Origin of the sequence: Pseudomonas sp. AL03, from assembly GCF_029960815.1 — a bacterium.
Lineage (GTDB): Bacteria > Pseudomonadota > Gammaproteobacteria > Pseudomonadales > Pseudomonadaceae > Aquipseudomonas.
This window is the reverse complement of sequence record NZ_JASBRE010000002.1, coordinates 209,435-223,089: the sequence shown is the minus strand read 5'-3', so window position 1 is coordinate 223,089 and position 13,655 is coordinate 209,435. Positions and strand designations below refer to the sequence as shown.

Sequence of the window (13,655 nt, the reverse complement as noted above, 5' to 3'; positions counted from 1 at the left end):
TTACCTCGGTGGAATAGTTGTTTTTGTATGACCCTGTTTTAGCCGGGCTGGGCCTATAGAACCATTCGACGATGGTAGTAACAAGCCCCTACAAAATGTCGTGAATACCCCGCAAGCCCAACTTCCACGCCTCTTCCAGAGAGTACCGGAGCCCAGCCATAAACCAATCTGTAGCAGCTGGCGAAGCCTGCGTTCGGCTGCGAAGCAGTCGTAAAATCAGCAATTGCGGTGTGTCAGGTAGACCGCGTTTAGCGGGGTTTACGACTGCTTCGCAGCCGAACGCAGGCTTCGCCAGCTGCTACACGCCGTGCGTCGCCAGCTGTCTTCCAACGATTGTTACGAAATCTGTCAAAGGTGTTTATCAAAAGCCCTCCTATATGAATGCAGCCCCCCCGCCTAAAATCAGCCTCGCCAACAAGGCAACGTGATTAACCCAGTTGCAGCCCCCACGAAGGCAGTTAATCCAAAACCTAGCACTTAAGTTCTACACGCAACCCCAAAAAGGTTGCGTGACCCCACTCGACCTCCAAAAGGTAAATTTGAAATGAAAGCTTTATTAGTTCTGGCCCTCAGCAGCCTGTGCGCAACCGCCATGGCAGACGAGGTCCCGACTGATGTCGCGCAGCAACAACCCGCCATCGAGGAATACACTTACTCCACTCATCTGGACATCGCCAAAGTTATCTCCATGAGCGAAATCCCGAACACCTGTGAAGTTGTTCCGGCGAAAATGGAATACGACGATTCCAAAGGTCAACGCCACATTCTGCGCTACAGCGTTATGGGTAACGGCTGCTCTAACGGCTAATCACCCAAACCCGCTAACACCTTCGCCGCCGATGGCTCCGATCGCACCGGCGCTGCCAAACTTGCTTCTGAAATTTTTGATCGCTCCGGTGCTGCCAAAGTCGCTCCGACGGCTTCGATCACACCGGCGCAGCCAAGGTAGCTGAGGATGGTGCAGATCACGTTGGTGCGGCTCGTCTCAGCTAACAAATGAGCACGACTTCACAGCCCGACGTTGGTCGGGCTTAGTTGTGTCTGGAGCTGCCGAAAACCGGCTCAAAACACAACATGTAGTGGAAAAGGCGGTTTTTGATTGTTTTTTGAACAAAAATAATTGTGAGCCAAATTTAATGAAAAAAAAAATGCACCCGCGATAGCAGCCAAAGCCCTGTAAACCCTCACTCCGGCCTAAAAACGCCCCCTACCTCCCCTTCTCAGTGCCACTTCGTCGCACCACGCGGCCGAAAATTTCCCTATAATGCGGCGTAAATCGGGCCTGCAATATTCCCTTACAGGGAAACAAGCCAGTCTGAAGCCCACGCAGAAGCTGTTCACATTTTCTGCGCCCGTCAGTGGCCTCAGAACACCCGTACAAAATTCTGTTTATTGCCTGCGTTGTACTGCTGCAAAAAACGATTTCCTTTAGATCCAACGCGGCCAGTACGGTCGTGTGAAAAACCAACCTATCAGTTTTCACACGGGCATCTGGCCCTCACGCAGGAGACGACACGTCATGCTGAGCTGGGACGAATTCGACAAAGAAGACAGCGGCGAAACCGTGGTAAAAGGCGCCAACGCCGGCCACGCCACTGAAGCCAACATGGACCGCCTCGACACCGCTGGCGGTGTCGCTGCTCAAGAAGCCCGCGCTGTAACCGCGTCCGACTCCGCCGCCATCGCCCGTGCCAAAGCAGCCCTGGACAACCTCGACATCGCTGAAGGCCTCGCCGAACTCGAAGGCGCCTCCGCCCGTGTGGCTGTCGACGAAAAGCGCATGATCAACTGCCGCGCCGACCTCAACCAGCTCGTCCCGTTCAAGTACGACTGGGCCTGGCAGAAGTACCTGGACGGTTGCGCAAACCACTGGATGCCGCAAGAAGTCAACATGACCGCCGACATCGCCCTCTGGAAAGACCCGGAAGGCCTGACCGACGACGAGCGCCGCATCGTCATGCGCAACCTCGGCTTCTTCTCCACCGCCGACTCCCTGGTTGCCAACAACCTGGTGCTGGCCGTGTACCGCCTGATCACCAACCCGGAATGCCGCCAGTACATCCTGCGCCAGGCGTTCGAAGAGGCGATCCACACCCACGCCTACCAGTACTGCATCGAATCGTTGGCCATGGATGAAGGCGAGATCTTCAACATGTACCACGAGATCCCATCGGTCGCGAAAAAAGCCACCTGGGGCCTGAAATACACCCGTTCGATCTCCGACCCGAAGTTTGAAACCGGCACCGTCGACACCGACAAAGAGTTGCTGCGCAACCTGATCGCCTACTACTGCGTTCTGGAAGGCATCTTCTTCTACTGCGGCTTCACCCAGATCCTCTCCATGGGCCGCCGCAACAAAATGACCGGCGTCGCCGAGCAGTTCCAATACATCCTGCGCGACGAATCCATGCACCTGAACTTCGGCATCGACGTGATCAACCAGATCAAAATCGAAAACCCACACTTGTGGGATGCTGAAATGAAGGAAGAAGCGAGCCAGATGATTCTGCAGGGCACTCAGCTGGAGATTGAATACGCTCGTGACACCATGCCTCGCGGCGTGTTGGGCATGAACGCGGCGATGATGGAGGACTACCTGAAGTTCATCGCTAACCGTCGTCTGTCGCAGATTGGTTTGAAGGAAGAGTATCCAGGGACGACTAACCCGTTCCCTTGGATGAGCGAGATCATGGACTTGAAGAAAGAGAAGAATTTCTTTGAGACGAGGGTTATTGAGTATCAGACTGGTGGGGCGTTGAGCTGGGATTGATTTAACAGACAACGTTATAAAAAGGCTGCCTAGGGCAGCCTTTTTTACAGCAAGCTCTAGATTACTAAGCCGACCCTTTTACCAACAATCGAAGTGCATCCACCTCCGCTTGCAAAACCTTATTAGCTTCAACAAGGGCTTCATTATCTTTCTTTAAAAACGCCTTCGAAGGCTTTTTTGGATTATGAAAGTTAGGAATATGAAAAACCAACTCCATCTCGTCCTTATATGGCATCAACGGCTGATACAACTGATAAAACGCACGACCTACCGCACCGCGAAAAAGCTCCAAGTCCGGCTTGTTTATTCCGGCAGACAATATATGTTGCGTTGCTATCCCTGGGTAAGGGTCGATATACACAATTTTTTTCAACCCCAACTGATAAGCTTTTTTAGCACAAAGTTCACATGGGCTGGCAGTAGTAAAGAGCACCCCTCCCAATAATTTCTGACCTCCATGCTTAGCAATCTGCATAAATGCATTCTCTTCAGCATGAAGCGCCCTTGTATGAACTTGATTTTTCTCACCTTCTATTTCATTCTGAATACTTTTAAAACAAAATGAAAAATTTCTATTCGACTCTTTGTTTGTCGCTATTAAGTTTGAGTATTTTTCATTTAACGCTTTTCTAAAACTGGGATTTTTTAATTCATACTCACTATAGTCCGACTCATTCCGCCCCTCGATTAAATCCTCTGCACTTCTTAATAAACACGGGATTTGACCTTGAGGTGTACTATTCCACCCCACAGACTTCACACTATACGTGTCATCCGTTACTACTGCCCCTACCTGTCGAGATATGCAACCAGAATTTTGCTTAGCGGTATAAGCAATTTGCATGCAGTTCTCAATCGACGTTGGCATCACAAGCCCAGGATGCATCATCAGCGTTACATACCACGCCAACTGGCTGACTAGATCATTATGCGTATATTCACTATCCTTAGAGTTGTGAATATGTATATCAGATACTTCAATACACTCTTGAATATTTTGAGCGATGAATTTTTTTGAACCAGATATCTTTTCAGGATACTCCTTATCATCTAGCACTTTAATTTCATCATCAGACAGCTTTCTATATTCCCGAAGGCTACGCAACCTTTCTTCATTAGATGTATTAATAGAAACAAGATAAAAATTAGCGTACCGCCTTTTCAGAAAAAACGCCTCATACGGATTTCTTATCGCATCAACCACAATCCTACATGGCATTTTCTCTACGCGAGCTTTTTTATGGGCCAGCTTAATTAAGAAGTTCAGATGCTTTGGAAAGTTAAATAACTGATCTGGATCAAATGATGAGTCATTAGCTTTTCCTGAGGCTCTTACATTATCTCCGGCGCGCTGATAAAACTGAGTAAACTTAGCTCTGCCTAGCGAGCCCATAACCAGTTTAGTTAATGCAGGCAAATCAAAAAAATAAAGTTCGAACCACGCATCAATCTCATGACTTTCTAGATTACTTCTTTTACCTCCAAGATCCTTATTTTTTTCACGCACTTTATCAAAAAACGAGAAAACCTCTAAAGCAAGCTCTCCATCTAGTGGCTGAGCGAATGTATCGCTAGAAAAATACGTCAAAAAATCATCACTTGAAAGCATCATCAAATGATAAGTAATTATGCTACTGGCTTCTATCTTATAAAATGGCGCCCAATTACTACCATCTATATACTTCTTAATAATTTGATGTTTTTTAAACTCATTACGTGTAAGCCCTTCATAACCTTCACTAGGCACATCCAGACTACCACCACACAATTTTTGAGCAGCCGTAGAGCAACCAGAACCAGTGCGACCGGTCAACCCAATAATTAAAAAATCCTTTGCATCTTCGTAAACACTACTAATCGCTAAAGAAGTATCCTGCACTTTAATCTCTCCCTGAATAACATGCATATTATAAAAAAGCCCAGCAATAACTCACTCAAGCAGCTTACTGTTATAAAACCAACCTGAGTTACATCGGCGATTTTTCGATGTCCACCCCTGCAAACCCCTCGAAACCAGAGTATGGCAAATGGCCGTCACTGCATAGATTGTATTTCCATTGCCCCTGTCTCTAATTACGAGTTTTGCAGAAAGAATGCTGGATTCGGCTGCGGGACATGCCTTATCTGTTGCTCAATCGCACGCGGCGGCGGGTGCCGGTGGTTAGGTCTTGGTGGCGGAAGCTGGTGGAGGTGTTTCAGTCGTCGAAGCATTCGGTGAGTTAGAGCGACGATGTGTTTGTAGGATCGCTTGAGCGATGCGTCGGTCTTTTCTGTAGGAATTTTCGTAGACAGGTGTAATGGCCACTCAGTATCGTCCGAGGGTTTTCAACCTCGGCGATTGTATGAGCGTAAAGAAGAAAGACAGCGACTGGAGCATTTCTGAGATTAAGGCGGCGGTGGATGCCTATCTGAAGATGCTCGCCCTAGAGCTAAGTGGCCAGAAATTCGTTAAGACTGAGGAAAATCTTGCTCTGCGCGAAAACGCCTTACCAACCCGCACCAAGGGATCTGTCGAATTCCGGATGCAGAACATCTCCACTGTTCTGATGAAGATGGATCGGCAATTCATCAAGGGATACAAGCCTGCCAAAAACGTTGGTTCGAATGTTGAGCAATCAATTCGAGCAGCGCTTACTGAAAGAGGCGTTCAGCTTGGCGACCCAACCGCTCCGACAGCCGATGAAGAAACGCTAGAACGCCGCGCGGCTGCGCTTCAGAAGCAAAAGATAAAGGAACCGCCAAAGGGCATTCTGAAACCGAAGCGAGTGCCAAGCTCAAGCACGGTATATGTTCGTGATCCAGAAGTGAGAGCCTGGGTTCGAAATGACGCCGAAGGCCATTGTGAAGGTTGTGGCGAGCCCGCTCCGTTTCAAAAACTTGGTTTGCCTTTTCTTGAGGTTCACCACGTAAAGCCACTCGCCGAAAAAGGTTCGGATCGCATCTCCAATGCTGTGGCGCTATGCCCAAACTGTCATCGGAGCTGCCACCACTCCGACGAAAAAACCGAGTTCACAGCGCTACTTTATAAGCGAGTCACGCGGCTAGTTCCCGAGTAACCAGACTGAAGGCTGTGCGTGCGAGGGAGCTGCTCCCGTTCGGCTGCGGAGCAGTCGCTAAGCGAATACTAATCGAAAGTCAGTTGAGGACTTCCCCTCAACCATAGAATCTCCCACAGGTTTGGTGTGTTGCCGCCGATTTTGCGGTATATTGAAAACAGTCAGTGCAACCCGCCCCGCCTCCCGCTATTAATACTCTTGCCCATTCAAGGACCCGATTGTGCTCCTTCAAAAATTCGCGGTTTAAGGTCCATGCTTGCGCTCAAGGCTGTGACCAAACCCGCGAATCACCTCCAGCAGTGCCTTCACCCGCAGCGGCAAGTTCCCGGCCGGGTACACCGCGTGCATCTGCGGGCTGTCACCGTTGCTGGAGGTGAGCCGGTACTCGGGGCAGACCCGGCGCAGGCGCCCCGCTTGCACTTCGGGCTCCGCCAGCCAGTCCGCCAGGCGGGCGATGCCGATGCCCGCCAGGGCGGCCTGGAACACCGCCACGCCCGAGCTGAAACGAAACCCTGGATGGACCCGAACGCTGATGGCCTGCTGCTCACTGCGGAAATTCCATTCCTTGAGGATGCGCGGTGCCGTGTGCAGGATCAGCGAGTGGGCCTCCAGCGCTTCAATGGCCTCAGGCGTCCCGCGCCGCTGCAGGTAGCCGGGGCTGGCGTACAGATGGCGCGAGTAACTCCAGAGTGGATAGCCGATCAGGTCACTGGATTGCGCAAACGCGCCGCGAATCGAGAAGTCCAGCTTGCTCTTGACCGGGTCGAGGGTCTCATCGGTGAAGATCACGTCGACGTTCACGTCTGGATAACCCTCGGCGTACTGCGCGATCAATTGCGGCAAAACGCCGTGAGCAAGGGACTCGGGGGCGGAAAAACGCACCCATCCGCTCGCCATGCCGCTGAGACCGGCCAGGTCTTCATCCGCCTCACGTTGCAATTCCAGCATTTTGCAGGCGTGGGGCAGCAAGCGTTCACCCGCCTCCGTCAAGCTTACGGCGCTGGAGGATCGATTAAACAACTTGACCCCGGCACTTTCCTCCAGGCCTTGAACGGCGCGGGTCAACGCACTGGGGGAGCGCCCCAGCGTGCGTGCCGCCGCGACGAAGCTGCGCTTGCGCGCTACGGTCGCGAAGGCTTCAAGCGCCCATAACTTATCCAGAGCCATTAATCACCTTATTGCATGTATCGCAACGTGGCATTGCAACACAAAAAAGGCCCTTCCGTTAACCTTCGCGCTCAATTTACAGGGATGTAGGCAAACCGGAGTAAATGGACGTGGCAAAGCTGGAAGAAATAATCGGGACATCAACGCCCACCGAGGGTGAACATATTCGTGACTGGCAGCGCAGTAAATCAGCGAGTTCACCCCGACAGGCGATACCGCAGATTCATGTCTCGTTCGAAGAGCAGCACGCGCTTCACGCCGGCCTGGCCTCCCTGGCCGTGACCGACAGCGCCTCGGGTATCCGTCGCATGCCGGCCTTGGGGCAGCTGCTTGAGAGCATCCTGTGCGGTGAAAAAATCGATCGCTTGCGCAACTTCCCCAAGGCCCCCGAGAAGGCAATGATCGTCAGGGGGTTGCCCCTGGACTCGCACCTGCCCGCCACCCCCTACGACATGGCGCCGGGTATCGAGCAACTGCCGGTAGTGGCCGGCGGCATCCTGGCGGTGCTGCAGACCCTGCAAACCCATCCGGTGGCCTACGAGGGTGAAAACGACGACACGGTGTTCCGCCATGTGTCGCCCAAGCACCAGCGTGAAGCCGAAAAAAGCTCTTATGGGTCGCGCATGGACCTGTGCATGCACGTCGACAACCCGCACCTGCCCTTGACCTGCGAACCTGTCTCAGCGTTGTCGGCCTGTCCGGAGTACCTGTGCCTGACCGGTCTGCGCTGCGAGCCGGATGTGCCGACCCGCATCGTTGCCATTAGCGAGGTGCTGGCCAGTTTGCCCGCCTGGGTTGAAACAGCCTTGTCACAACCGCAGTTCGCCATTCACCGACCGGTGTCCTTCGGCAAGCCAGGCAATGTGCTGGAACACGTGCCCCTGCTGTACAAAAGCGCAAACGGCGAGCTGTTTTGCCGTTACAACAAGGCCAGTGTCACAGCCACCAGCGCCATCGCGAAGTTGGCCCTGCAGCTGTTTGAAGCCGCCGCCAATCACCCCGATGTCGCGCGCCCCATCCTGCTGCAACCGGGGGACATGCTGATCTTCAAGAACCAGCAAACCCTGCATGCCAGGGAAGGTTTTACCCCGCGCTACGACGGGCGCGACCGCTGGCTGCTGCGCGTTTTCGGGGTTAACGACCCGGCCCGCGTGCTGGCGCTGAACCCCCAACAACCCTTCATCGCAAGAGCCTGATGTTCATGGTCGATATTGTCATTCTTTGTGTGTTCGCCTTCGCCGCCGGCCTGATCGATGCGGCGGTGGGCGGCGGCGGCCTGATCCAGATACCCGCGTTGTTCAACGTGCTACCCGCCGCACCACCGGCAGCGCTGCTGGGGACCAACAAGGTCGCGGCCGCGTTCGGCACCGCTTTCGCGGCCCGGTCCTTCGTGCGCAAGGTGGTGATCGACTGGGGCTTGGTGATTCCAGCTGCCTGCGCCGCCTTTGTCATGGCCTTCTTCGGCGCGGCCACGGTATCGTTCGTGCCCCAGTCAGTCATGCGCCCGGCGGTGCTGGTATTGATCGTGCTGATGGCGATGTACACCTTCTGGAAAAAGGACTTCGGCGCCCTGCACGCCCCCACGTACATCGGTATCCGGCAGAAGTGGCTGGCGGTCGTCATCGGCGGCGCCATCGGTTTCTACGACGGGCTGTTCGGCCCAGGCACCGGTTCCTTCCTGATCTTCCTGTTTATCCGCTGCTTCGCCTTCGACTTCCTGCACGCCTCGGCGTCGGCCAAGCTGGTGAACATCGCGACCAACGTGGCGGCGCTGATATTCTTCATCCCGACAGGTAACGTGCTGTACCTGATCGCCCTCCCCATGGCGGCCTTCAACATCCTGGGCGCGCTGACCGGCACCTGGCTGGCGGTGCGTAAAGGCGTGCCCTTTGTCCGGGCGCTGTTTCTGGTGTTGCTGGTGATCCTGATCAGCAAACTGTCCTACGACCTGTTGCTGAAAACCTGAGGAAAGCCCATGCAGCCCATGTTTGATCGCCTGGTGGCGCTACTCGATGCCCACGCCGCCTCCTATCGGGTGTTGATGCACGATGCCGAGGGCCAGTCGGCGCGGGTCGCCGAACTCCGTGGCACCGAACCCGGCCAAGGCGCGAAAGCCATGCTCTGCGCGCTAAAGGGTCAGGCCGAACCCTATGCCCTGGTGATACTGCCAGGGGACCAGAGGCTCGACATGAAGAAAGTCGGAGCGGCCCTGGGAGGAAAAAAAGCCGAGCTGGTGAGCGCGCAAACTGCCATGCAACTGACCGGGTGCAGGATCGGCGCCATCCCTCCGTTTACCTTCGATGCGCGGATTCAATTGATCGTCGACCCGTCCCTGACCACGGGCTACGGCGAAATCGCCTTCAACGCCGGTCGGCTGGATGCATCAATGGTGCTCGATACGCAGGATTACCTGTCGATTGCCAAGCCCCGGTTGGTGGATATCCGCCAGGGTTGAGCACCGGTGGGCAGGATTGGATTGCGCTGATGGGTGTAGGTGCGAGCTTGCTCCGGGCGGTGTTGCGACGAAAGCCAGAGAACGCCGCGAGGTGTCAGGTTTTATGCGTTATCGTTAGCAACCATCGCGAGCAAGCTCGCGCCTGCAAGGACCCGAGCCCGCCATGAAATTCGACCTCGCCTACTGCCTCAGCCTCGACGACAAGCTGTCGATCTATGACGTGCGCGATTTGAATTTCGACGAGACGATGGAGTTCGATTCCGCCAAGGAGCACTTCCAGTGCCCCAACGATGCCTGCCGTTTGGCGTTTGATGCGGCGAATGTGTTGACGACGTTCAACGCCAAGAATGTGAATTACGTTCGTACACCGCACTTCAAGAACACGCCCAGCACCCGCCATGTTGCGGATTGTCCTTATGTCAGTATCAAGGCGTCGGCGTCGGGTGTAGACGATGCGGAAACGGATGACAGTCGCGAGGAGCACTTCCCATCGGAGTTGTTGCTGACTCGGCGTGAGTATGTGCGTAAGCCATCAAACCCGGCAGTGGCGACGGATGTCATGCGGGACGACCCAGGATCAACGTCAGCGGCCAGTGATGTCGAACACCCGAGCCGTGAATCGGCGCCAGACAAGACCAGTGTCTTCTCCCACCCGGTGGAGTGTTTTGTGTCGAACTTCGAGGACATGGAGCTGCTCAAGCGCATGCCGCTGAAGATTGGCGAGCACACGGCGCCCTACAGTTCTTTCTTCAAGAAAATCGAGTTTCTGCTGGACAACAAAGGACTGATTTACTGGGGCAAGATCAAAAAAATCGAGGATTACCACAGCGCTAGTTTTCGCATCGATTTCGAACAGAAGGTCTGGTTCAAGCAACCGGACGAGGCGAAGAAGAAGCCTTACTCGGTCAACGTTTACCTGAGCAAAAAGCTGATCGACAACTACCGCAAGCGCAAAGCATTTCTGGAGGAGATCAAACACGCTATCGAGAGCGAAAAAGAGTTGTTTTGCTTTTTCTATGGCGTGACGCCGGAGTTGAAGCAGGTGCCGAGCAAGAAAAACCCCGAGCAGACGTTCGGGGTGTTCAGTGCGAATATTGAGAACCTGGATCACTTTATTGTTCGGGAAGCGCCAGGGTTAGAGAGTAAGTAGTCTGTTCCACAGCTTTACTGCAACGGCTCATGCGCTTGCTGAAGCTGCCTTACGACCTCCCGAATCTCTCGTTTCGCTGCCTTGTGCCGCTCACCGGCTGCTTGAATGCCAAGCTCATCAAGCCCGCCGTAACGGCTTAACCAGTGAACGATCATTTCCTCATCCGGGTAGAAGTAATTCTTGTGTTCTTTACCGCCTCTCGGGTAGTTGTTCATGTCGGCATCGAAGCGGCCTGCCGAGAACTCGTCAGGGGGTAAAGAACCTCGTTCGGCAGCACATCCCTCAAACACCCAGGCGATGTCATTGATGTGTTTCTGCGCACTGCGATGTCCGCGTTTGTAAAACACGTACTCGCGACAACTCTCTTGGAATCGCTCCGCTATCAGTTGGTCGTTGAACCAACGAAGTATGTCGTGTTGCACCGCATGCTGAATCACGCCGTTTATCCAACGCTCGGAAAAACGTTGAAGGAAACCTTCGATGTCCGCTTTTTTCGCGTCCGCAAAAATCATGCAATAACGAGTTTTTACGTGAATGACGTACAACACATGCTTGCGTTGAACAGTGACGGCGTGAACCAGCCACTGTTCGGTTGACTCATCAGACACGTCATCTTCAATGACGGACGATGGCGGTTTGTGCACCGGGCTGATTTTTTTACCCTTGTGCACGCGGCTGAAGAAGTGACTTGCCGCTTCGGTGCAATTGAAGATCCACATCTATCGTTCTCTTAAAAAGGGCCGGTGATAACCGTTTTCAGTCCTCTCGCACGATCTCTTCGACCCATTCAAGCTTATAGGGTTGACGAACAACGTCAGCGACCTCTTCTAACATTGCTTCGCTAAGAACCGACAGCTCCGCATCGGTCAGCAAGTCGTGCTTGACCATCCATCGCAAAGCTATGGGTGCACTGGAACGACTGTAGGGGTCGAAAGTCTGGACGATGTCCTTGTCCCGATCACGCATCAGGCGATAAATCATTCCATACCTGGCATGAGCCGAGAGCGCGTCATGCTGGGCAATTGTCTTGGCATCAGCCAGCACACCCTGGCAGAAACGATCGAGCGCAAGTTTGTGCAGTTCTTTGAATTTCTTCCAGTCACTTTCGATGATGGACATGACATCCTCCCGCGAAGAATTGTGGTCAGTGCAAAGACTCATTCTTGCGAAAAAACTTACCAATACCAACCCTGAAATAAAGGGGTGATTTAGTTAGCCCACATACTCAGCATCACAAGCATCAGCAAACCGATATACACCCACGCATGGGTTCGATCCGGTATCCGCCCAATCCACGGCGTGGCCAGCCGAATCCCCACCAGCGATCCCACCGTCAAAACCGCAAACGCCAGTACATCCACATAACCGATAAACCACGGTCCCAAATCAAACTCGGTGAACCCAGCCATCGCCACGTAAGTCACCGTCCCAGCCAGCGCCACGGGCAAACTTAGCGGATTGGCCATGGACGTCGCCTGGGACATGCTCAACCCACAACGCCGCAACAACGGCACGGTCATGACGCTGCCGCCTACGCCGAGAAAGGTAGCGATGGCGCCGATTCCTACACCGCCGCCAGACACTTCTGCCTTTCCCAATCGCCGTGGGATTGCGGTGTCGGACGCTGTAAGAAAGCCGCGTCGTAACAGGCAATCCGCGATGGTCACGCCCAGGTACGCGATGAAGGCATAGCGAATCACCTCGCCACTCACCCACATCGCCGAAACGGCGCCGACGATCGCGCCCAGGCCGATGAACCCGCCCAACGGCCACAGGTAATGGCGAATGAGGTTTCCGGCGCGACGGTGTTTGCCGGTGGCGATCGTTGCGTTGACGATCATGACGCAGGTCGAGGTTGCCACAGCAATGTGCATTGCCGATTGGCCGACGGGGTCGTCTGTACCGTGGTTGGCCAGGAGCATGCGGTACAGCAATGGCACGACGACGAAGCCGCCGCCGAAGCCGAACAGCACCGCGGTGATGCCGGTCATGCAGCCGAAGAGTGCCAGCAGGAGATAGAGCATTGCGTGTCGTCCATTGGTTGAGGGCGGTCGACGATAGAACGATGCGCCTTGGTCTGCTTCAGCAAGTCAGCCAATAATGTTTTCGTTTACGCCAACCGTTGAGGCTGTTCGATGCGCAATGTTTCGATTGATCTGCTGGACCACACGCCTCGGCCGGTGGTGGCCATCGGTACGGATTATTCCCACGGGCATTCGTTGCCTCGTCATACACATCGGCGGGCGCAATTGTTATACGGCGCCACCGGGGTGATGCAGGTCAGCACGCATGACGGCAACTGGGTGGTACCGCCGCAGCGGGCGGTGTGGATTCCGCCGGGGGTGGCGCATGAGGTGCTGATGCTGGGGGTGAGCACGCGCAGTGTGTATATCGAACCGGCGGTGGTGGATCTGGGGGATCGCTGCCAGGTGATCAGCGTTTCGCCGTTGATGCGGCATTTGCTGATGGAGGCGGTGGAAATCCCGCTGGAGTATGACGAGCGCGGGCGCGACGGTACGTTGATCGGCTTGCTGCTGCATGAGCTTGGGCGCAGCACTCACCTGCCGTTGCACATTCCGCTGCCCGTCGATGCGCGGCTGCTCGCGTTGTGCCGGGGCTTTGTGCAGCGGCCCGACGCTCATCAGTCGCCCCAGCAATGGGCCGATCAGTTGCACATAAGCCTGCGTACTTTCAATCGCCTGTTCCGCCAACAGACGGGCCTGAGTTTCAGCCAATGGCGGCAGCGAGCCTGCGTGGTGCTGGCTCTGGCGCGGCTGGTGGTGGGCGAACCGGTGACGCGGATTGCCCTGGATTTTGGCTATGACAGCCCGGCGGCGTTCTCAACGATGTTCCGCCGCGTACTGGGGCAGGCACCGTCCGTTTGGTTGGAGGGGGCGAAATAGAGAGGGCACTTCCGCTAGTGCCAGTAGTTAAGCGTTCGGCTGTAGCAGCTGTCGAGCCCTAGCGAGGCTGCGTTCGATTGCGGAGCAGTCGTAAAATCAGAGATTGCGATACATCAGACAGACCGTATTAGCCGGATTCACGACTGCTTCGCAG

General features: G+C 54.5%; 13 protein-coding genes and 1 pseudogene. 9 read left to right on the top strand and 5 right to left on the bottom strand.

Annotated elements, in window-relative coordinates:
• Positions 1-544: 544 nt before the first annotated feature.
• Both QK293_RS03140 and QK293_RS03135 read left to right on the top strand, forming a co-directional pair.
• A complete protein-coding gene (locus QK293_RS03140; RefSeq protein WP_282375559.1) occupies positions 545-808 on the top strand; it encodes a DUF2790 domain-containing protein in 264 nt (87 codons plus the stop codon).
• Positions 809-1,519: 711 nt separating this feature from the next.
• The gene (locus QK293_RS03135) at positions 1,520-2,770 is read left to right on the top strand and encodes a ribonucleotide-diphosphate reductase subunit beta (RefSeq protein WP_150657174.1); all 1,251 of its coding nucleotides are present in this window, start codon (positions 1,520-1,522) and stop codon (positions 2,768-2,770) included.
• 64 nt (positions 2,771-2,834) lie between these two features.
• On the opposite strand, the gene QK293_RS03130 is transcribed toward QK293_RS03135, so the two are convergent.
• Positions 2,835-4,649, bottom strand: a complete 1,815-nt coding sequence (locus QK293_RS03130; RefSeq protein WP_282375555.1) for a deaminase — start codon at positions 4,647-4,649, stop codon at positions 2,835-2,837.
• Positions 4,650-4,855: 206 nt separating this feature from the next.
• Between QK293_RS03130 and QK293_RS03125 the strand changes: the two are divergent.
• Positions 4,856-4,993, top strand: a pseudogene (locus QK293_RS03125) (phage antirepressor protein); the annotation flags it as partial.
• 119 nt (positions 4,994-5,112) lie between these two features.
• Positions 5,113-5,826, top strand: a complete 714-nt coding sequence (locus tag QK293_RS03120; protein WP_282375553.1) for an HNH endonuclease signature motif containing protein — start codon at positions 5,113-5,115, stop codon at positions 5,824-5,826.
• Between the two features lie 243 nt (positions 5,827-6,069).
• On the opposite strand, the gene QK293_RS03115 is transcribed toward QK293_RS03120, so the two are convergent.
• Entirely contained in the window at positions 6,070-6,993 is a 924-nt protein-coding gene (locus QK293_RS03115; RefSeq protein ID WP_282375550.1) for a LysR family transcriptional regulator, read from the bottom strand.
• Between the two features lie 104 nt (positions 6,994-7,097).
• Here QK293_RS03115 and QK293_RS03110 point away from each other — a divergent pair, with 104 nt between their 5' ends.
• From QK293_RS03110 to QK293_RS03095, 4 genes are all read left to right on the top strand, one after another.
• Complete coding sequence (locus tag QK293_RS03110) at positions 7,098-8,189, top strand: TauD/TfdA family dioxygenase (RefSeq protein ID WP_282375548.1); 1,092 nt, start codon at positions 7,098-7,100, stop codon at positions 8,187-8,189.
• A gap of 5 nt (positions 8,190-8,194) precedes the next feature.
• Entirely contained in the window at positions 8,195-8,959 is a 765-nt protein-coding gene (locus QK293_RS03105) for a TSUP family transporter (protein WP_282375762.1), read from the top strand.
• 9 nt (positions 8,960-8,968) lie between these two features.
• Positions 8,969-9,448 carry a YbaK/prolyl-tRNA synthetase associated domain-containing protein gene (locus tag QK293_RS03100; RefSeq protein ID WP_282375546.1) on the top strand — a complete coding sequence of 160 codons (480 nt, stop codon included), beginning with the start codon at positions 8,969-8,971 and terminating at the stop codon, positions 9,446-9,448.
• A 163-nt stretch (positions 9,449-9,611) separates the two neighbouring features.
• Positions 9,612-10,598 (top strand): hypothetical protein, encoded by a 987-nt coding sequence (locus tag QK293_RS03095; RefSeq protein ID WP_282375545.1) that lies wholly within the window; start codon positions 9,612-9,614, stop codon positions 10,596-10,598.
• A gap of 14 nt (positions 10,599-10,612) precedes the next feature.
• Here QK293_RS03095 and QK293_RS03090 read toward each other — a convergent pair whose 3' ends face one another.
• The 3 genes from QK293_RS03090 to QK293_RS03080 all read right to left on the bottom strand — a co-directional run bounded on the left by QK293_RS03090 (position 10,613) and on the right by QK293_RS03080 (position 12,622).
• Positions 10,613-11,317 (bottom strand): hypothetical protein, encoded by a 705-nt coding sequence (locus tag QK293_RS03090; protein ID WP_282375544.1) that lies wholly within the window; start codon positions 11,315-11,317, stop codon positions 10,613-10,615.
• 37 nt (positions 11,318-11,354) lie between these two features.
• Positions 11,355-11,717 (bottom strand): hypothetical protein, encoded by a 363-nt coding sequence (locus QK293_RS03085; protein WP_282375543.1) that lies wholly within the window; start codon positions 11,715-11,717, stop codon positions 11,355-11,357.
• Between the two features lie 89 nt (positions 11,718-11,806).
• Positions 11,807-12,622 (bottom strand): sulfite exporter TauE/SafE family protein, encoded by an 816-nt coding sequence (locus QK293_RS03080; RefSeq protein WP_282375541.1) that lies wholly within the window; start codon positions 12,620-12,622, stop codon positions 11,807-11,809.
• Between the two features lie 111 nt (positions 12,623-12,733).
• Between QK293_RS03080 and QK293_RS03075 the strand changes: the two genes are divergently transcribed.
• Positions 12,734-13,501 (top strand): helix-turn-helix transcriptional regulator, encoded by a 768-nt coding sequence (locus tag QK293_RS03075; protein WP_282375540.1) that lies wholly within the window; start codon positions 12,734-12,736, stop codon positions 13,499-13,501.
• Positions 13,502-13,655: the final 154 nt, after the last annotated feature.

Bases quoted from the DNA above. Each gene is read 5' to 3' on its own strand.
- QK293_RS03140 (WP_282375559.1), top strand. From the start codon at position 545: ATGAAAGCTTTATTAGTTCTGGCCCTCAGCAGCCTGTGCGCAACCGCC.
- QK293_RS03135 (WP_150657174.1), top strand. From the start codon at position 1,520: ATGCTGAGCTGGGACGAATTCGACAAAGAAGACAGCGGCGAAACCGTG.
- QK293_RS03120 (WP_282375553.1), top strand. From the start codon at position 5,113: ATGAGCGTAAAGAAGAAAGACAGCGACTGGAGCATTTCTGAGATTAAG.
- QK293_RS03115 (WP_282375550.1), bottom strand. From the start codon at position 6,993: ATGGCTCTGGATAAGTTATGGGCGCTTGAAGCCTTCGCGACCGTAGCG.
- QK293_RS03110 (WP_282375548.1), top strand. From the start codon at position 7,098: ATGGACGTGGCAAAGCTGGAAGAAATAATCGGGACATCAACGCCCACC.
- QK293_RS03105 (WP_282375762.1), top strand. From the start codon at position 8,195: ATGGTCGATATTGTCATTCTTTGTGTGTTCGCCTTCGCCGCCGGCCTG.
- QK293_RS03100 (WP_282375546.1), top strand. From the start codon at position 8,969: ATGCAGCCCATGTTTGATCGCCTGGTGGCGCTACTCGATGCCCACGCC.
- QK293_RS03095 (WP_282375545.1), top strand. From the start codon at position 9,612: ATGAAATTCGACCTCGCCTACTGCCTCAGCCTCGACGACAAGCTGTCG.
- QK293_RS03090 (WP_282375544.1), bottom strand. From the start codon at position 11,317: ATGTGGATCTTCAATTGCACCGAAGCGGCAAGTCACTTCTTCAGCCGC.
- QK293_RS03085 (WP_282375543.1), bottom strand. From the start codon at position 11,717: ATGTCCATCATCGAAAGTGACTGGAAGAAATTCAAAGAACTGCACAAA.
- QK293_RS03080 (WP_282375541.1), bottom strand. From the start codon at position 12,622: ATGCTCTATCTCCTGCTGGCACTCTTCGGCTGCATGACCGGCATCACC.
- QK293_RS03075 (WP_282375540.1), top strand. From the start codon at position 12,734: ATGCGCAATGTTTCGATTGATCTGCTGGACCACACGCCTCGGCCGGTG.